General features: G+C 71.7%; 15 protein-coding genes and 1 pseudogene. 5 read left to right on the top strand and 11 right to left on the bottom strand.

The genetic code is table 11. The features are described 5' to 3' along the window. The first annotated feature begins 26 nt into the window (after positions 1–26). From ACZ69M_RS12590 to ACZ69M_RS12580, 3 genes are all read left to right on the top strand, one after another. The gene (locus ACZ69M_RS12590) at positions 27–3,302 is read left to right on the top strand and encodes a family 78 glycoside hydrolase catalytic domain (protein ID WP_470049205.1); all 3,276 of its coding nucleotides are present in this window, start codon (positions 27–29) and stop codon (positions 3,300–3,302) included. A gap of 121 nt (positions 3,303–3,423) precedes the next feature. Then, on the top strand, positions 3,424–4,659 hold the full coding sequence (locus tag ACZ69M_RS12585; RefSeq protein WP_470049203.1) for a 4-hydroxybenzoate 3-monooxygenase: 1,236 nt from the start codon (positions 3,424–3,426) through the stop codon (positions 4,657–4,659). A 164-nt stretch (positions 4,660–4,823) separates the two neighbouring features. After that, positions 4,824–6,458, top strand: a complete 1,635-nt coding sequence (locus ACZ69M_RS12580; protein ID WP_470049201.1) for a serine/threonine protein kinase — start codon at positions 4,824–4,826, stop codon at positions 6,456–6,458. On the opposite strand, the pseudogene ACZ69M_RS12575 reads toward ACZ69M_RS12580, so the two are convergent. After that, positions 6,450–7,343, bottom strand: a pseudogene (locus tag ACZ69M_RS12575) (amidohydrolase family protein); the annotation flags it as partial. The gene ACZ69M_RS12580 and the pseudogene ACZ69M_RS12575 overlap by 9 nt on opposite strands. Positions 7,344–7,594: 251 nt before the next feature. Between ACZ69M_RS12575 and ACZ69M_RS12570 the strand changes: the two are divergent. Continuing rightward, a complete protein-coding gene (locus ACZ69M_RS12570; protein ID WP_470049199.1) occupies positions 7,595–8,398 on the top strand; it encodes an SDR family NAD(P)-dependent oxidoreductase in 804 nt (267 codons plus the stop codon). Positions 8,399–8,421: 23 nt separating this feature from the next. Next, on the top strand, positions 8,422–9,171 hold the full coding sequence (locus tag ACZ69M_RS12565) for an SDR family NAD(P)-dependent oxidoreductase (RefSeq protein WP_470049197.1): 750 nt from the start codon (positions 8,422–8,424) through the stop codon (positions 9,169–9,171). Between the two features lie 11 nt (positions 9,172–9,182). Here ACZ69M_RS12565 and ACZ69M_RS12560 read toward each other — a convergent pair whose 3' ends face one another. The 10 genes from ACZ69M_RS12560 to ACZ69M_RS12515 form a co-directional block, all read right to left on the bottom strand. Next, on the bottom strand, positions 9,183–10,238 hold the full coding sequence (locus ACZ69M_RS12560) for an MBL fold metallo-hydrolase (protein ID WP_470049195.1): 1,056 nt from the start codon (positions 10,236–10,238) through the stop codon (positions 9,183–9,185). Next, a complete protein-coding gene (locus tag ACZ69M_RS12555) occupies positions 10,235–11,887 on the bottom strand; it encodes a class I adenylate-forming enzyme family protein (protein ID WP_470049193.1) in 1,653 nt (550 codons plus the stop codon). Before ACZ69M_RS12555 ends, ACZ69M_RS12560 begins: the two co-directional genes overlap by 4 nt. A gap of 93 nt (positions 11,888–11,980) precedes the next feature. Continuing rightward, entirely contained in the window at positions 11,981–12,301 is a 321-nt protein-coding gene (locus ACZ69M_RS12550) for an EthD family reductase (RefSeq protein WP_470049191.1), read from the bottom strand. Positions 12,302–12,311: 10 nt separating this feature from the next. Next, positions 12,312–12,686, bottom strand: a complete 375-nt coding sequence (locus ACZ69M_RS12545) for a hypothetical protein (RefSeq protein WP_470049189.1) — start codon at positions 12,684–12,686, stop codon at positions 12,312–12,314. Continuing rightward, on the bottom strand, positions 12,683–13,033 hold the full coding sequence (locus ACZ69M_RS12540; protein ID WP_355309208.1) for a nuclear transport factor 2 family protein: 351 nt from the start codon (positions 13,031–13,033) through the stop codon (positions 12,683–12,685). The genes ACZ69M_RS12545 and ACZ69M_RS12540 overlap by 4 nt, the downstream gene beginning before the upstream one ends. Before the next feature lie 111 nt (positions 13,034–13,144). Beyond that, the gene (locus ACZ69M_RS12535; RefSeq protein WP_403698747.1) at positions 13,145–13,771 is read right to left on the bottom strand and encodes a TetR/AcrR family transcriptional regulator; all 627 of its coding nucleotides are present in this window, start codon (positions 13,769–13,771) and stop codon (positions 13,145–13,147) included. 82 nt (positions 13,772–13,853) lie between these two features. After that, on the bottom strand, positions 13,854–14,675 hold the full coding sequence (locus ACZ69M_RS12530) for an enoyl-CoA hydratase-related protein (RefSeq protein WP_470049187.1): 822 nt from the start codon (positions 14,673–14,675) through the stop codon (positions 13,854–13,856). Then, positions 14,672–15,451, bottom strand: a complete 780-nt coding sequence (locus tag ACZ69M_RS12525; protein ID WP_470049185.1) for an SDR family NAD(P)-dependent oxidoreductase — start codon at positions 15,449–15,451, stop codon at positions 14,672–14,674. The genes ACZ69M_RS12530 and ACZ69M_RS12525 overlap by 4 nt, the downstream gene beginning before the upstream one ends. Next, positions 15,448–16,224, bottom strand: coding sequence for an SDR family oxidoreductase (locus ACZ69M_RS12520; RefSeq protein WP_470049183.1), 777 nt, complete (start codon positions 16,222–16,224; stop codon positions 15,448–15,450). The genes ACZ69M_RS12525 and ACZ69M_RS12520 overlap by 4 nt, the downstream gene beginning before the upstream one ends. Beyond that, complete coding sequence (locus tag ACZ69M_RS12515; protein WP_470049181.1) at positions 16,221–17,435, bottom strand: acyl-CoA dehydrogenase family protein; 1,215 nt, start codon at positions 17,433–17,435, stop codon at positions 16,221–16,223. The genes ACZ69M_RS12520 and ACZ69M_RS12515 overlap by 4 nt, the downstream gene beginning before the upstream one ends. Positions 17,436–17,438 lie beyond the last annotated feature (3 nt).

The following is a 17,438-nucleotide window of genomic DNA, read 5'->3' as shown; positions in this document are numbered from 1 at the left end:
TCCACTTCACCATCGAGGGGCGACACATGACCAAGGATTGGAACCGCCGCGTCTTCCTGCGCAGCTCCGTCGTCGGAGCGGGCGCCACCGTCGCACTCGGCTCCGGGGGTGCCCACACCGCCTCCGCGACTCCCGGATCGAGCGCCGACGCCCCGCGGGAGGGCGGTCTGCGCATCGACCGCACCACCGTGGAGTACGCCGAGACGCTGCTCGGCACCGAGGTCGAACACCCCCGACTCACCTGGGAGTTGACCGCCCCGGGCCGGGGAGCGCGGCAGTCCGCGTACCAGGTGCGGGTGGCACTCACCGAGAAGGACCTGCGCGAGGGGCGGCGCCCGGTCTGGGACTCGGGGCGGGTCGAGTCGGACCGCAGCGTCGGCATCGCCTACGCGGGGCCCGCGCTGCGGCCCCGTACCCGTTACCACTGGCAGGTCAGGGTCTGGGACGGCGACGGCCGCCCGTCGGCGTGGAGCGCCCCGCGCTGGTGGGAGACAACGTTGCCGAAGGACGGCTGGCAGGGATTCTGGATCGGGGCGGCGGCCCTGCCCGAACCGCCCGGCTTCGACGGGGCGTCCTGGATCTGGTCGCCCGGCTCGACCACCGGTTCCGCCCCCGTCGGGCCCCGTTGGTTCCGTACCGCGACCACCCTCCCCGCCGGCAGTGAGGTGCGCGGGGCGAGACTGGTGGCCACGGCCGACGACGACTTCACGCTCTACGTCGACGGACAGCAGGTCCTGTATCAGCCCCAGCAGACGGACGCCTGGCGCACCGGGCATCTCGCCGACGTCACCGCGCAGGTGCGCGGGGCGAGCGGCGGGCGGATCGTGGTCGCCGCCGTCGCGACCAACCGCGACAACGGGTCCGCCAATCCGGGCGGGCTCCTGCTCCGCCTGATCGTGGAGACCACGTCCGGCGACACGGTCGAACTCGTCACCGGCGACGGCTGGCGCTGCGCCGAGAGCGAGCAACAGGGCTGGCAGCGGCCCGACTTCGACGACACGGGCTGGTCCGTGGCCGCCGTGCTCGCACCCTGGGGACAGGGCCCCTGGGGCACCGGCGTGTCCGTCAGCGTCCCCGAACAGCCCGCTCCCCTGCTTCGCCGGACGTTCAGCGTCCCGAAGGACGTCGTGCGCGCCCGCCTGCACATCAGCGGACTCGCCTACTACGAGGCCGAGATCAACGGAGTCCGCGTCGGCCGTCAGGTCCTCGACCCCGGCTTCACGGACTACGAGGAGACGGTGCTCTACGCGGTGCACGACGTCACGGACCGCGTCCGGCGCGGTGCCAACGCGATCGGGGTGACACTCGGGCGCGGCTTCTTCGGTCTGACCAGCGCCACCGCGTGGAACTGGAACCGGGCGCCCTGGCACGGTGAACCCCGGCTGCTGGCGCAACTGGAGATCGATCATCCGGACGGCTCGCGCACCACCGTCGCCACGGACGGCACCTGGCGGATCACCGACGGACCGACCCTCTCCAACTCCCTCTACGCGGGCGAGACCTACGACGCCCGCAAGGCGCCCCGGGACTGGACGCGCCCCGGCTTCGACGACCACTCCTGGCAGGAGGCCCAGCGGCAGACCGCGCCCAAGGGGACCCTGCGCGCTCAGGGGCACGACCCCATCGAGGTGGCGGAGACCGTACGCCCGGTGGACATCCGTGAGCTGAGCCAAGGTGTCTACGTCGTCGACATGGGGCGGACGCTCGCGGGCTGGACCCGGCTGACCGTGCGCGCCGAGGCCGGGACGACCGTCCGGCTGGTCCACGGGGAGCGGCTGAACTCCGACGGAAGTGTGCTCGCCCGCAACGACCTGGTGCCGGGCCGCTGCCAGACGGACGAGTACGTGTGTGCGGGCGGCGGCGCGGACGAGGTGTGGGAGCCCAGGTTCTCGTACAAGGGCTTCCGCTATGTCCAGGTCAGCGGGCTGCCCGCGAAGCCGCGGCCCGAGCAGGTGCTCGGGCGGGTCGTGCACACGCGAGTGGCGTCGACAAGCACGTTCTCCTGCTCCGAACCGTTCTACGAGCAGTTGGACCGGGCGATGCGCCGCACCGTGCTCAACAACCTCCACGGCATTCCGACGGACACTCCCGTGTACGAGAAGAACGGCTGGACCGGCGACGCGCAGCTGGGGGCGCCCGTGATGGCGTACGCCTTCGGTGTGCACCGCTTCCTGACGAAGTGGCTCGGCGACCTGAGAGACAGTCAGAACGCTGAAGGACAGCTGCCTGTGATCGTGCCGAGCGGCGGCTGGGGCTACCACGATCTGGCCCCCGCTCCCGAGTGGACGACGGTGTACCCCTTCCTGCTGCGGGAGATGTACCGCGTGTACGGGGACGAGCGGCTCGCCCGTGACCACTGGGCGCCGCTCGTCCGCTACCTGGACTGGGAGATCGGGCGTCTCCAGGACGGCCTTGCGGTGACCGCCCTCGGCGACTGGCTGCCGCCGGGCTACGGCGGGAACCCGCCCGAGGACACCAGGCTGACCGCCACGGCCTATCTGCACCGAGCGCTCACCGGGACCGCCGAACTGGGCGACCTGCTGGGCGACACCGAGGTGGCGGCCCGCTATCGCAAGACGGCCGACGCGTTGAAGGAGGCGTTCAACGCGGCGTTCCTCGGCGCGGACGGCCACTACCGCACGGCGAAGGACCCCGACTACCGCCAGACCAGCAACTGCCTCCCGCTGTCCTTCGGGCTCGTGCCGCCCGGCGCCCGGGCGAGCGTGGTCGACTCGCTCCTGGCCGACATCGCACGGCGTGGCAACCACCTCAACACGGGGGCGCTGGGCACCAGCGTGCTGCTGCGCGAGCTCTCGGCCCAGGGGCATCCCGAGGTGGCCCACGCCCTCGCCACCCAGCGCACCTACCCCGGTTGGGGGTACTGGTTCGACAACGGCGCCGACACCATGTGGGAGATGTGGCCGCTCGACTCCCGCTCCCGGGACCACTACTTCCTGGGCACCGTGGTGCAGTGGCTCTACGAGAACGTGGCGGGCCTGCGCCCCGGCGACGCGGGCTACCGCACCTTCACGGTCCGCCCGGACGGCCGTACGGGCGTGGACTGGGCCCGTACCTCGGTGCGGACCGTGCGCGGCCTGGCGGCGGCCGCTTGGTCCGTCGTGGACGGGACGATCCGGCTGTCGGCGGGAGTGCCGGTCGGGGCGACGGCGGAGGTGCATGTGCCGGCGGCCGACCGCTCGGCCGTCGCGTCGCCTGCCGGTGCGAAGTGGGTGCGCTCGGAGCCGGGGTTCGTCGTGTACGCGGTACCGCACGGGAGTTGGGAGTTCGTGGCGCGCGTCTGAGCCACGGGCGAGGACGCCGCGGCAGGTCGGCGCGGGCAGGTGCGGGAGGGGTTGTGCGAGCCGTGTCAGAGGGTTGCGCAGGCACTGTGAGGGCTTGTCGGATCGCCGCCATAATGCCGGGATGATCAACCCCTCCCCCACATCCGCGCCGGCGCCGCGCGTCCCCGTCGTCATCATCGGTGCGGGACCGGCCGGGCTCACCGTCGCCAACATCCTGCGGGCCGCGTCCGTCGACTGCGTGGTCCTCGAGACCGAGAGCCGGGAGTTCGTCGAACAGCGGCCCCGCGCCGGGTTCATCGAGGAGTGGGCGGTGCGGGCGCTGCGTCGACGGGGGCTGGCCGACCGGCTGGTGGAGCGGGCGCAGGCGCACAGCGAGTGCGAGTTCCGGATCGACGGCGAGCAGCACCGCTTCCGGTACGCCGCGCTGACCGGGGACCGGCACTTCGTCTATCCGCAGCCGCTGCTGGTGACGGACCTGGTGCGCGAGTACGCCGACGTGAAGGGCGGCGAGATCCTTTTCGGTGTGCGGGACGTCGCCCTCCATGGCATCGACGGCGACCGCCCGACAGTGCTCTACACCGATCCGCAGACGGGTGAGCGCCGACGGATCGACTGCGACATCGTCGCCGGCTGCGACGGCGCGCGCGGAGTGACCCGCGCCCATGTGACCCCGGACCGAGGCACGGTGGCCCGGTACGACTACGGGGTCAGCTGGCTGGCGCTGCTCGCCGAGGCACCGCCGTCCAGCGACTGCGTCGTCTTCGGTGTCCACCCGCGCGGATTCGGCGCTCATATGGCCCGCAGCCCCGAAGTCACCCGCTACTACCTGGAGGTGGCGCCCGGTGAGGACCCGGAGAACTGGTCGCACGACCGCGTGTGGTCGGAGCTGCACGCCCGGCTGTCGGCCTCCGGAGCCCCGGCGCTCACCGAGGGATCGCTGATCGAGAAGCGCGTCCTCGACATGCACAGCCACGTCGTGGAGCCGATGACGTACGGGCGGCTGTTCCTGGCCGGAGACTCCGCGCACCTCGTCGCACCGATCGCCGCGAAGGGCATGAACCTCGCGCTGCACGACGCCCTGCTGCTGGCCGACGCGCTCGTCGCCTACTACCTCAGGGGGGACGCCGACGGGCTGCGCGGCTACTCGGCGGCCTGTCTGCGGCGGGTGTGGGAGTACCAGGAATTCTCCCGGTGGCTGGCGGAGTTGCTGCACGGACCGTCCTCGGGCGATCCCTTCCGTGCGGGTTCCGCGCGAGCCCGTCTCCGACGGCTCCTCGGCTCGCCCGCGGCGGCGGCCACCTTCGCCGAGTCGTACATCGGCAAGGACGCCGGTCCGATGTCCACGACGACACCGTGAGATGAACCGCAGTGGCGATGCGGCCTGAATTCTTCGCACGGGTGCGCTACGCGCAAAGAATTCCAGAAAAGGGGGCCCCGGAATCGCCCGCCTTTGAACACACAACGTCACACCCGCCGTACAACCGGGAAAGGTGAGAGTCCGGTGCGCAGCGAGGGATGACCATGGTCAAGGTGCAAGTCTCCACGGATGAGTTGGTCGCCGGAAGATACCGACTGCTGGAGGGCGTCCACCACGAGGAGGGGCGTGAGGGCTGGCACGGTCAGGACGTCGAGTCCGAGCGGCCGGTCACCCTGACGCGCTCCCGGCTCCCGGCCCATCTCCGTGAGGAGGCGGAGCTGCGCACCGCCGTCCGGATCACCCGGGAGTCCGAGGCCCTGGGGCTGGTCTGCCCCGGGCGGGTGTCCGTCGTCGTCGACGTCGTCGAGGACAAGGATTTCCTGTGGACGGTCACCGCACGGCCGGAGGGTGTTCCGCTCAGCGCGCTCCTCGGGCACGGCCCGGTGGACTACGTCCGCGCGGCCCGGATCGGGCTCGGCGTCCTCGATGTCCTGGGCGCGGCCCATCGGGAAGGGATCACACACGGCGATCTCAGCCCCGGCCAGGTGTGGGTGGAGGAGCGGGGCGGGGTCACGGTGGCCGGCTTCGGGCTGATGGGGGCCAGCGCGTCCCCGCGCGTCACGGCACCGTCGTACGCCTCTCCCGAGCAGGCCCGTGGTGAGGGCGGCGGACCGGCCACGGACCTGTGGTCGCTGGGCGCGATCATGTACGAGATGGTCGAGGGCCGGCCGGCCATCCGGGACCGGGGAGGGCTCGAAGCGACGTTTCGCGCCGTGGAACGGCTGCCCATCCGGGCGCCGTTGAGCGCCGGGCCGCTCAGTCCGGCCATTCAGGGGCTCCTGCGCAGGGATCCGGTGGAGCGGGTGCCCGAGTCGGTCGTGCGGGAGGCGCTCACGCGCATTCTCAAGGCGGAGCCCGACGAGGACTCGATGCCCACCGAGACCCTGCCGATCTTCCGGGACCTCGACGCTCCGTCGGCGAGGCGGGTGTGGGGCAAGGTGCCCCTCAGCCGCCCGGTGCTGCTGGGCGGGGCGCTGGCCGTGACGGTCATCTGCTTCGCCGGGCTCACCGCGGCGGGCGGCCTGTCCGAGCGCGGCGCCTCCGCGTCCGGTTCCGCGCCGTCCCCCAGCGTTTCCGCCGCACCGTCCCCCGCGCCGAGCGCCTCGCCCAGCAGCACCGTTCCCCAGCAGGCCCCGTCGACGTCCCCCTCCCCCTCTTCTTCCTCGTCCGCTTCCGCCTCCCCTTCTCCGTCCCACACCGTCACCCAGGATCCGCCGACCGGTTTCTTCCGCTACACCGCGGCCCAGGGCTTCTCCGTCGAGCTGCCCAAGGGCTGGCAGCCGGTGCGGACCGAGAATTCCGCCGACGGCTCCTATCGGGTCACGCTCGGCGCGAGCGGGGACCCGCGCACGCTGGTCGTCACCTACAGCACCCAGCTCACCTCGGACCCCGTCGCGGTCTGGCGCGAGGTGGACGCCTCGCTGCGCGGCGACTCCATCGCCTATGAACGGCTGGGTGACATCCGCGCCGTCACCTACCAGGGCTACAAGGGTGCGGACATGGAGTGGCTTTCGACGAACGACGGCGTCCGTGAGCGCACGTTCGGGCGCGGTTACCTCATCGGTGACCACGAGGGCTTCTCGCTCAGGTGGACGACCCCGGCCGCCGACTGGGGCACCGCCGCCGACCAAGCCGCCCTGACCACCTTCCTACGGACCTTCAAGGGCGGATCACAGTGAACCCGCATGGCAACAGCCGTCCCTGCGCATCAGCCGCCCCACTTCGAGCAAGTCGTCCTCGGCCGCGGCGCGCCACCGCTCCGATGCCGACGCCGAGACCTTCGACGGCGGCTCGAAGTCCTCGAAGGGATCGCCGTCCACCACCGTGAGATCGGCGAGTTTCCCCGGCTGTACGGTGCCGAGGTCGCCGTCGAGGCCGAAGAGGCGGGCCGGCAGGACGGTCGCGGTGCGCAGCGCCCCGGCCGGGGACAGCCCGCCGCGGTGCAGGGCGCGCAGGCCCAGGTGCAGGGAGAGCCCGACCGGTACGAGCGGCTGGTCCGTGCCGAGCGCGACGAGACCGCCCGCGGCCAGTATCCGCCGGTAGACGTCCGTCTCAGTGCGCAGGGTGGCCAGTTGGGCCGCGGTGGGCGGCACACCCGTGGACCGCCGTACGGCGGCGGAGTCCCACAGGGGCATGACGAGGGTGACGCGGGGGTCGTCTGCGAGCCCCGGATCGGAGCCGAGCAGCGGCGCGGAGGTGAACGGCGTCGCGGTAGGCGCGAAGTTGACGCCCTTCCCGGTGTAGATCCTCACGACGTCCTCGTACGCCCGCCCGGTCGCGGTCAGGGCGTGTCCGAACTCCCCGCGCCGAGTGGCCAGCGGATGGGTCGTCAGGTCCTGTCCGCTCTGCACGCCGGGTGACAGGAGGTGGCTCCCCGAGCGCACCCCGAGCCGTTCGTGCGCGAATCGCGCCGCTTCCTCCATCACCCAACTCGGGGCTCGCACATAGGTCTTGACGAAGTCCCAGTCGAGAGCGGCACCCCGCTCCAGCGACCTGAGCAGCCCGTCCCTCGTGCGGTGGGCGCGCCCCATGCTGTAGGCGACCCGCGAGCCGTCGAGCAGTTCAGCGGGGAGGGACGGGAGGTGGGAGAGCTTCGGGGCTCCGGTCACGTTCCATGACAGAGAACGCTTACTCATCTCAAAGCCCGGGAGCAATACCGCCCTTCACGCCAAACGGGTACCTCCCGTACGCGAGGCGTTCCTCCCGACGCACCTCTTGTCGCACCTCTTGTCGCCGCCTCACCGCCGACCTAGACTCCTCTCTGAACTGAAGTTGGTTCAGTAAGTGTCTCGTGCCACGGACGGGAGCAGACCGCATGCTGGATTCACTCGGTGGCAAGGCCGCCCTCGTCACCGGCGCGGGCCAGGGCATCGGGCGGGCCATCGCCGTGGAGATGGCCCGCCAGGGGGCGTCGGCGGTGGCCGTAGCCGACCGGAACGCGCAGACCGCCGCTCTTACGGCCGAGTTGGTACGCGCGGCCGGGGCGAAGTCCGAGGTGATCGTCTGCGATCTGCGGGTCCGCGACGACATCGAGATGATGGTGACGCGCGCGGCGGAGCGGTTCGACGGACTGGACGTGCTGGTCAACAACGCCGGTGTGATCGAGAGCACGGTCACGACGGACCACGACCGCGCCGTCGACTCACTCTCCGAGGAGGTCTGGGACGCGGTCTATGAGGTCAACCTCAAGGCCGTGTGGCTGACGACCAAGTTCGCGGCGCCGTATCTGCGCCGCTCACGGCGCGGCCCCGCCATCGTCAACGCCGCGTCCGTCTCGGGCCTCACCGGCTTCCCCAACGCCCCCGCCTACGGAGTTACCAAGGCCGGGGTCATCCACCTCACCAAGGTCACCGTCGTCGATCTCGCCCCGGTGCGCTGCAACTGCTTCTGCCCCGGCGTCATCGACACGCCCCTGGCCCAGGACTTCTTCGCAGCGGCCGAGGACCGGGATGCGATGGAACGGGAGCTCACCGCCCCGCAGCTGGTGGACCGGCTGGGGCGCCCGGAGGAGGTCGCGCGGCTGGCCTGCTTCCTGGCGTCCGACAGCGCGGCGTTCATCACGGGTGGCGCGTATGTGATCGACGGCGGCGCGCTCGCCTGGCGCGGCGTCAGGAGCTGACGACAAAAGCGGGAGTGGTCGCGATGGAAGCGAGACTGGCAGGGAGGACGGCGCTGGTGACGGGCGCCACCGGAGGCATCGGCGAGGCGGTCGTCCGGCGGCTCGCGGCCGAGGGTGCCGCGGTCGTGGTGACCGATCTGGACGCCGACCGCTGCGAGAAGCTCGCCGAGGAGGTCGGGGGCGGCGCCCTGGGCCTGGCTCTGGACGTCTCGGACGAGTCGGCCTGGCAGGAGGTCGTCGCCAGGGCGACGGCCGCGCTCGGCGGTCTGGCCGTACTGGTCAACAACGCGGGGATCGCCGCGATGGGCACCGTGGAGACGGAGACCAAGGAGACCTGGGACCAGGTGCTCGCGGTCACCCAGACCGGCGTCTGGCTCGGCATGAAGCACGGCGGCGCGGCCATCGAGCGCTCCGGGGGCGGGTCCGTCGTCAACGTCGCGTCGATCTTCGGCACGGTGGGCGGGTTCGGCGCCCAGTTCTCGTACCACGCGGCCAAGGGCGCGGTCCGTCTGATGACCAAGAACGCCGCGCTGCACTGGGCGCGGCGGGGCGTACGTGTCAACTCGCTGCACCCCGGCTTCATCGAGACGCCCCGCTCCCGTGAACTGTGGCGCGGTACGCCCCGGTTGGCCGCGATGCTCGACGGCACCCCGCTCGGCCGGCTCGGCACACCCGACGAGGTGGCGGCCGCGGTCGCGTTCCTCGCCTCCGACGACGCGAGCTTCATGACGGGTTCGGAGCTGTACGTCGACGGAGGCTGGACGGCGCGCTGAGCGGGCCACGGCTACGACATCACGGCGGCGGTGTAGCGCAGGACGCCCTCGGTCTCCGTGCGCGCGACCCGGCCGCGGGCCACCAGCACGTCCAGGTGGGCGGCCGTCTCGTTCACGGCGAGCATCTGGTTGAAGGCCCCGAGGTCCGCGAAGGGCAGCTGCCGCCGGGTCCACCCCAGCTCCTGGGCCACCGCGTAGGCCGTGAGCGTACGGTCGCCGAGGACCGCCAGGGCCTGCGCGAGTCGGTCGTCGTGGTGGTCGAGCAGCTCGCCGACGCGCGTGTGGACGCTGGGGCCGACCGGGCCGTGGGCGGGCAGGAGCCGGGCGTCTGCGAGGGTGGTCAGGAGGCGCAGCGAGTCGAGGTAGTCGCCCAACGGCAGTGCGGTGGAGCCGAGTTCGAAGCCGATGGACGGGGTGATGTGCGGCAGCACGTGGTCCCCGGAGAAGAGCAGCCCGCGCGCCTCGTCGAGGTAGACGACATGTCCCCGGGTGTGTCCCGGCGTCGGGACGACCCGCAACCGCGTGTCGGTGAAGCGGAGTTCCTCGTCCTTAAGCCAGCGGTCCGGGGCCTCCCACACGCTCGGGTCGAAGCCTCCGTGGTCCATCGCGGCGACCCGTTCGGCGAGTTCGTGGGCCCCGGCCCGGCGCAGCGTGTGCAGCGAGCCGGACGGCCGGTCCGTGCCCGTCTCTCCGAGCAGTTCCAGGCTGCGTCGCTCGCCCGAGCCGAGGTAGACGCGGGAGCCGAGCAGCCTGCGCAGTTCGACGGCCTGGGTGTAGTGGTCCCGGTGGATGTGGGTGACCAGGACATGGCTGATCTCCCCGAGGTCGTGGCCGATGGTGGCCAGCGCGTCCTCCAGCGCCTTGCGGGACTCGGGGATCGACCAACCCCCGTCGATCAGGACCAGGCCCTCCGTCAGCCCTTCCAGCGCGTACACGTTGACGGCCCGCAGCCCGTCGTCCGGCAGTGGAAGCGGGATGCGGTGAACGCCGGCTCGTACGGTCTCGGCGCCGGCGTCCGCCCAGCGGCCTCGGTCGAAGCGGGCGGTGTGAGCCGTGGGGGTGGTCATGCATCTCCTTGCCGGTGCTGTTCGTGATCCGGTTGCGCGTGCCGGTCGTGATCCGATTGCCGATGTGGATCGCGATCCGTGAGCCGGTGTGGTTCCTGATGCGCGGCGAGCCGCGCGTGCAGTTCGTGGGCGAGTCTGCGGGCTGCGGACCGGTCGAGCTTCCCGACGGTGGTCTGCGGCAACTCGCTGACGGAGAAGGCGAATTCGGGCCACTTGGCCTTGGACAGGCCGGTTCGGGCGAGGTGTTCGGTGATCTCGTCCAGTCCGATGCCGGTGCCGCCTCCGGCCCCGGCCCCGGCTTCCTCTCCGTGGGCCCCCGCCTCCGCCACGACGAGAACGGCGGCGCGTTCGCCGAGCAGCGGGTCCGGTACGGGTGCCACGCAGACCCGGGCGACTCCCGGATGGCTGGCGACGGCACGCTCGATCTCCGTGACGTCGAGATTGCGGCCGCCGCGGATGATGACGTCCTTCTCCCGGCCCATCACGGTGACCGTGCCGTCGTCGCCGGTCATGAGCAGATCCCCGGTGGGGAAGAAGCCGTCCGGGGTCAGGGCCGGCGACTCGACCTTGCCGTCGTGGGCGTAACCGAGGAAGAGCGAGGGCCCGCGGACCTGGGCGCGACCGGCCCGGCCCGGCCCCAGGGCGGTGCCGTCGGTGTCCACGGCGCGCAGTTCGGTGCCGGGGAACGGGCGGCCGTCGCGGCCCAGCCGGATCTCCTCTGGGTCGTCGGGCCGCGGCGAGGTGTGCCCGAGGCACTCGGACATGCCGAAGACCCGCAGGATCCGGGTGCCGAGGGAGCGTTCGGCCCGGGCGAGAGCCCCGCGGTCCATGGGTCCGCCGCCGACCGTGATCGAACGGACCCCGTCGAGGACGCGTGATCCGGCCGCCGAGGAGCCCATCTGGAGGGCCATCGTCGGGACGCACATGGTCCACCGGACGTCGTGGGCGGCCATCCGCGCGAGCGCCTGTTCCCGGTCCCAGCGGCCGCTCAGGACGAGTGGTCCGCCGAGCATGAGGGCGAGGCAGACCCCGAAACAGTAGGCGGCGGTCGAGGAGAGCGGGACGACTGCGGCCACCGCATCCCCGTCGCGCAGTCCGTTGACATCGATGGTGCACGCGCACGCGTACCGCAGCGCGCTCTCGGACTGGACGACCCCCTTGGGGCGCCCGGTGGAGCCGGAGGTGAGGCCGATGAGGGTGCCGCCCGACCAGCGGGAGGCGTCTCGCGGGCCGCGGCCCGCGAGGACCGTCCAGCCGTCCAGCGCCTCGGCGGGCCGTGCGCCGGGCAGGGGCGGGGTGCCGCTGCCCGGCGGGTGCCACTCGTCGAAGGCGGACGGCTCGGCGATCACCGCGTCCGGACGGATGTCCTCCAGGGCGGCGGCGAACTCCGCCCGGGTCGTGTGCCGGTTGACGAGGGCCAGGACCCCGCCGCTCATCCCGACGGCGAGGGTCGCCGCGACGGTGCGCCATGAGTTGTCGGCCTGCAGCAGCACCGTCCCGCCCGGCGTGCCGTCCGGTGTCATCGCCTCGGCCAGCTCGGCCGCGCGGTCCAGGAGGCCGCGCGCGGAGTACCGGCCATGGTCGTCGACGACGGCCGTGAAGTCGGCGCGTTCGGCCCGCTCGTAGAACTCCCGTACTGTCTGTCGCATCCGCTTCCCCGCCTTTTCGCGAAGGGTGGTGGAGCCCCGGTGTTCGGGCGTGTCAGGCCCGTGTGCGGCCCGCGGACGGCGGGCCGGGCGTGCTCAGCCCGCGTACATCTCCTGCTCGCCGCCCATGACGGCGATACGGCGTCCCCGCATGTCGCCGACCTGGGCGACGGCGGCCGCCCACTCGGGGCTGTCGAGAGCCTTGCGCAGGTCCTCGGGGGTGTCGAAACCGAGGACGGAGAGGCCGTCCCAGCCCTCCGAACGCGGTTCGAGCGCCGCGTCGAGGTCGGTGTGCCGCCAGGACCTCAGTCCGGGCAGTCGGCGGGTGAGTTCGGCGTGCTCGCCGCGCCACCAGTCGATGAACCGCTCATGGGTCCACTCGGGCGGCCGGGCGGCCAGCAGGACGAGGTTGTACATCGCGCCCTCCTCAGGTGAACAACACTGCGGGCGAACGCCCGATGAGCAGCCGCCGCACCCGGCCCGAGCCGTCGAGCCGTGCCGAGGCCACGAAGCTCGCCTCCGGCTCGCCGAGGCGCCGTACCTCGCCGAGGAACAGCTCGTCCCCGCCGACGGTGCTCGCGGCCAGCAGATGGTGGGTGCGGACGCCCACCTCGCGCTGGTCGAGGTAACCCTCCAGCTCGGGCCGGCCGCCGTGGAAGTCGGTGGCGCCGTCGCCGCCGGTGGAGAAGAGGATGGAGAACGAGAAGTCCTCGCTGATCATGTCGAGGATCCGGTCGGCGTCGGGGCTGTCCAGGGTCGCGAACCAGGTGGTCAGGAAAGAGGCGGTGGACTGTGTGGTCATGGCCGGTCCACGAGGTCGAAGTCGGTGGTGAAGAAGGACTGGTAACGCGCCATCAGCCCGTCGGGCGACAACCGCACGGCGGAGAGGAACGCGCCGGTGGTGACGCCCTTCTCGACCACGAAGCCGTACGCCGTCTCGACATCGCCGTCGGCCGCGTACCGCCTGATCTCATGCGTACGGTCCACCGCCTCACGTCCGGCGATGTACGCGGCGAAGTCCTCGCGGGACTCCCCCGTGCGCTGCCCGCCGGGCAGGGCGATGAGGAATCGGAAGCCGGGTTCCAGGAGTTCCAGGACCTTGTCCGGTTCCTGGCTGTCCATTCTGGCCATGTAGTCGCGAAGCACCATTGCTGATCGCTCTCCCTCAGCGCCGAGAAACAACCTGAGTTCAGTTCAGTTTGACTGTAATCCGGATGCCCCGACCCCGACAAGGGGCGGGACGCACCCGGAGTTGCGGAACTATCCGGCGACCATGCGCACCACGCACCCCTCGATCATCTCGCTGATCTCGGTGAGCGGGATCGCTCCGGTCGGGCGGTACCAGCGCCAGACACTGACGATCATGCCGAGCACGGCGAGGCCGAGGGTGTGTGCGTCCCGGACCGGGAAGGCACCCTTCGCCATGCCGCGCATCAGCAGGTTCGTCCAGTCCCGCTCGACCATCTGCACCAGCTGACGGGCCGCGACGCGCTCGGTCTCCTCGCGCTTGGACTTGCGCTGATTGGCCAGCAGGGACATGTTGGCCTGGAGGATGCGCATCTGGCGAATCTCCTGCTCACTGACCGCGAAGGCCGAGCGAACCGCCGCGCGCAGCTCCTCGACGGGATCCACCGCGTCGGCCGTCGCCTCCGCGAACATGTCGTGGGAGCGCTGAAGTTCCAGGCGCATGATGGTGAGCAGGCAGTGGGCCTTGGACTCGAAGTAGTGGTACAGGGCGGTCTGCCCGATCCCGACCCGGTCGGCGACCTCGGACCACTTCGTGCTCTCGTAGCCGTCCTCCCCGAACCGCTCCACGGCGGCCACGAGAATGGCCGCGCGCTTGGACCTGGGCCCCTCCTGCGGATCCACGATCCGTGCCCTCGCCATCGTCTCTCCCTCTGCTCCACGACCGCTGTCGATCGCCGCCCGGTGTCGATCACCGCTCGGTCGTCCGAGAGTAGACCCTAGTTCAGCTCGGGTCACCGTGGCCGCCGTGGTCACCGGGCGGCGGTGGCGGGTGGACGAAGTCCGGTCGGCGCCTGGCGACGAAGGCGCTGACACCTTCGCGGCCCTCCGCCGAGACAGCGGCGGCGGTCAGCCCGCGGGCCTCGGCGTCCAGATGCTCGTCGAAGGACGCCGACAGAGCCTCGGAGACCAGTCGCCGTGTCACGCCGTACGCCCCCGTCGCCCCGCGTGCCAGCGCCTTCGCGGCCGCCGCGGCCTCCGCCGCAAGGCACTCCGGTGCGACGATCCTGCCGACCAGTCCCATCGCGAGCGCCTCGGCGGCCGTGATCCGGCGGTTGGTCAGCAACAGGTCCCGTGCCCGCCCGGGGCCCACGAGCCGGGGCAACGACCAGGTGACCCCGGCGTCGGGCGAGTACCCGATCCCGGTGTAGGCCGCCGTGAAACCGGCATCGGACGCGGCGAAGGCGAGGTCGGCGGCGGCCGTCAGCCCCAGTCCGGCCCCGGCGACGGCGCCCTGCACGGCCACCACCAGCGGCGCGTCGAGGCCGGCGAGGATCCGCAGCGCTCCGTGCAGAGCGTCGGTGACGTCCGTGAGGTGCCCGGCCAGCCGGTCCCCGGGCACCGCCGCGAACTCCCTCAGGTCGCCGCCGACGCAGAAGGACCGGCCCCGCCCGGTGAGCAGCACCGCCCGGACTCGCGAGCTCTCGCACTGCCGGGCGGCGTCCAGCAGCCCCCGGGCCATCGCGAGGTCGATGGCGTTGCCGTCCCCGCGGCACATCACCACGTGAGCCACCGCGTCGCCGTCGACCTCCGTCGTGACCCTCATCGTGCCGTCCACCCGCCGTCCACGGTCAGCACCTGTCCGGTGCAGTACGCGGAGGCGTCCGAGGCCAGGTAGAGCAGTGCCCCGTCCAGTTCCCCCGCTTCGCCGCCGCGGCCGAGCATCGTGCCGCGCTGGACCCAGCGCCGGGACCGCTCGTCGGCGAACAGCCCTTCGGTCATCTCGGAGCGGAACCATCCCGGGGCGAGCGCGTTGACCCGTATCCCCGATCCGCCCCACTGCCCGGCCAGTTCACGGGTGAGTCCGACGAGCCCGGCCTTGGAGGCGGCGTAGGCCGCACCTCCCAGTGGGGCGCCGGAGACGAGCCCGAGGACGGACGACACGTTCACGACCGATTTCGTCCGGGCGGACGGTGCCTGGGCCAGCAGTCGGGCCAGGTGGAACGGAGCGACGAGGTTGACGTCGAGGACGTGGGCGAAGTCCTCCGGGCTCTCGTCCTCGGCGCGTACGAATCCGGGTGTGCCCGCGTTGTTGACCAGCACGTCGAAGCCTCCGCCGTGCTCCAGGACGGTCTCGACCAGCCGCACCCGGTCCGCGTCCCGGGAGACGTCACAGACGACCGGGCGGATCCGGGGATCGCCGCCGGCCAGTTCCTTGAGCCGGTCCGGGCGGCGCGCCGCGGCGAACACGGTGGCACCGGCAGCGGCCAGCACGGCGGCGAACCGGGCGCCCAGACCCGAGGAGGCTCCGGTCACCACGGCGGTCCTGCCGTGCAGCGAGAACAGGTCCGTGGCCGGGTCCGGGGCGGCCGTGGTGATCACGCCTCCACTCCGATCGGCAGCGCGGTCGCCCCGCCGTCCAGGACCAGCGTCTGTCCGGTCATCCACGCCGACGCCTCCGAGGCGAGGAACACCGCCGCGCCTGCCACGTCCTCCACCGTGCCGAGCCTGCGCAGCGGCAGCCGTGCGGTGAGGATCGGTTCTCTCGGCTCCCAGACGGCTCTGGCCAGCTCGGTCTTGATCAGCCCGGGCGCGATCGCGTTGACCCGGACGCGCGGCCCGAGTTCGTACGCGAGCTGCCGGGTCATGTGCAGCATCGCCGCCTTGGTGGCGTTGTACCAGCCGATGTGCGGGTCGACGACCAGTCCGCCGACGGACGCGATGTTGACCACCGTTCCACCGTGCTCGCTCATCCACGCCCGCCAGGCGCAGCGGGTCCAGGCGATCATGCCGTACTGGTTGACCCGGACGGTCTTCTCCGCGCGCGCCAGGTCGAGATCGAGCAGGTCGCCCATGTACGGGTTGGTGGCCGCGTTGTTGACCATGACGTCGAGCCGTCCGAGGCGGGCCATGGTCTCGGCGACGCACCGCTCGGCCTGCTCGGACTCCCCCGCGTTCGCGACCAGCTCGTGGACCTCGCCGTCGCCCTTGACGCGCAGCAGCTCCGCGCGGGCCGCGGCGAGTCCGTCCGCCTTTCGCGCGGCGATCACCACATGGGCGCCCGCCTCACGACAGGCCTTGGCGATGCCCAGACCGATTCCTCGCGAACCCCCGGTGATCACGACGGCCCTGCCGTCCAGTACGCGTGCGCTCATGCCGACTCCTCGGGATATTTGGCCAGTTCACGGCGCGCGACGGTACGTAGATGCACTTCGTCGGGCCCGTCCGCGATCCGCAGCGCCCGGGTGATGGCGTACAGCCGGGCGAGTACGGTGTCGTCGCTGACGCCGGCCGCGCCGTGGGCCTGGACCGCGCGGTCGACCACCCGGTGGGCGACCTCCAGGGCGGCCACCTTGATGGCGGCGACCTCGGTACGGGCGGCGGAGTTGCCCGAGGTGTCCATCAGCCAGGCCGACTTGAGGACGAGCAGCCGCAGTTGCTCGATCTCGATGCGGCTGCGGGCGATCCACTCGCGTACGACGCCCTGTTCGGCGAGCGTGCCGCCGAAGGCGGTACGCGTCAGGGTCCGGCGGCACATCAGCTCCAGCGCCCGTTCGGCGAACCCGACCGCGCGCATGGCGTAGTGCATGCGCCCGGGCCCCAGCCGCCCCTGAGCCAGGGCGAATCCCTCCCCTTCGCCGCCGAGGAGTGACGACACCGGCACCCGTACGTCCTCGAAGAGCACGTCGCCGTGGCCGCAGCGGTCGGTGTAGCCGAACATCGGCAGATCGCGCAGGACGGTGATGCCCGGGGTGTCGCGTGGAATGAGCAGCATGCTCTGCTGCCGGTAGGAGGGGGCGTCGGGGTCGGTGACGCCCATCAGAATGATCAGCCGGCAGTCCGGGTCGAGGATTCCGGAGGTGTACCACTTGTGGCCGTTGACGACATAGGCGTCACCCTCGCGGGTGATGCGGGTGCGGATGTTGCGCGCGTCGGAGCTGGCGACCTCCGGCTCGGTCATGGCGAAGCACGACCGGATCTCGGCCGCAAGGAGGGGGCGCAGCCAGCGGTCCTGCTGCTCGGGCGTGCCGAACAGGGCGAGCAGTTCAATGTTGCCGGTGTCGGGGGCGGAGCAGTTGAAGACCTCGGGGCCGATGACCGAGCGTCCGGCCAATTCGGCGAGCGGTGCGTACTCCAGGTTGGTGAGCCCCGCGCCCCATGCGCCGTGGGCGAGGAAGAGGTTCCACAGGCCTTCCGCCCGCGCCTTCTCCTTCAACTCGCGCATGACCGGTGGTAGTTCGTGCGGGTTGTCGGCCTCGGCGAGCTGCCGCTCGTAGACGGCCTCGGCGGGCATGACGTACTCCTTCATGAACGCGGCCATGCGCGTGCGGAGTTCGTCGGTCCGCGGGGAGAGTCCGAAATCCATGGT

This window comes from Streptomyces sp. NPDC107454 (genome assembly GCF_055582885.1).
The sequence above is the reverse complement of the archived record's forward strand: the minus strand, read 5'-3'. Positions and strand labels throughout refer to the sequence as shown.

Excerpts from the sequence above, each read along its gene's own strand:
- ACZ69M_RS12565 (WP_470049197.1), top strand. The coding sequence starts at position 8,422 with ATGGAAGCGAGACTGGCAGGGAGGACGGCGCTGGTGACGGGCGCCACC.
- ACZ69M_RS12515 (WP_470049181.1), bottom strand. The coding sequence starts at position 17,435 with ATGGATTTCGGACTCTCCCCGCGGACCGACGAACTCCGCACGCGCATG.
- ACZ69M_RS12535 (WP_403698747.1), bottom strand. The coding sequence starts at position 13,771 with ATGGCGAGGGCACGGATCGTGGATCCGCAGGAGGGGCCCAGGTCCAAG.
- ACZ69M_RS12550 (WP_470049191.1), bottom strand. The coding sequence starts at position 12,301 with ATGTACAACCTCGTCCTGCTGGCCGCCCGGCCGCCCGAGTGGACCCAT.
- ACZ69M_RS12530 (WP_470049187.1), bottom strand. The coding sequence starts at position 14,675 with ATGAGGGTCACGACGGAGGTCGACGGCGACGCGGTGGCTCACGTGGTG.
- ACZ69M_RS12570 (WP_470049199.1), top strand. The coding sequence starts at position 7,595 with ATGCTGGATTCACTCGGTGGCAAGGCCGCCCTCGTCACCGGCGCGGGC.
- ACZ69M_RS12580 (WP_470049201.1), top strand. The coding sequence starts at position 4,824 with ATGGTCAAGGTGCAAGTCTCCACGGATGAGTTGGTCGCCGGAAGATAC.
- ACZ69M_RS12585 (WP_470049203.1), top strand. The coding sequence starts at position 3,424 with ATGATCAACCCCTCCCCCACATCCGCGCCGGCGCCGCGCGTCCCCGTC.
- ACZ69M_RS12545 (WP_470049189.1), bottom strand. The coding sequence starts at position 12,686 with ATGACCACACAGTCCACCGCCTCTTTCCTGACCACCTGGTTCGCGACC.
- ACZ69M_RS12560 (WP_470049195.1), bottom strand. The coding sequence starts at position 10,238 with ATGACCACCCCCACGGCTCACACCGCCCGCTTCGACCGAGGCCGCTGG.
- ACZ69M_RS12540 (WP_355309208.1), bottom strand. The coding sequence starts at position 13,033 with ATGGTGCTTCGCGACTACATGGCCAGAATGGACAGCCAGGAACCGGAC.
- ACZ69M_RS12590 (WP_470049205.1), top strand. The coding sequence starts at position 27 with ATGACCAAGGATTGGAACCGCCGCGTCTTCCTGCGCAGCTCCGTCGTC.
- ACZ69M_RS12520 (WP_470049183.1), bottom strand. The coding sequence starts at position 16,224 with ATGAGCGCACGCGTACTGGACGGCAGGGCCGTCGTGATCACCGGGGGT.
- ACZ69M_RS12555 (WP_470049193.1), bottom strand. The coding sequence starts at position 11,887 with ATGCGACAGACAGTACGGGAGTTCTACGAGCGGGCCGAACGCGCCGAC.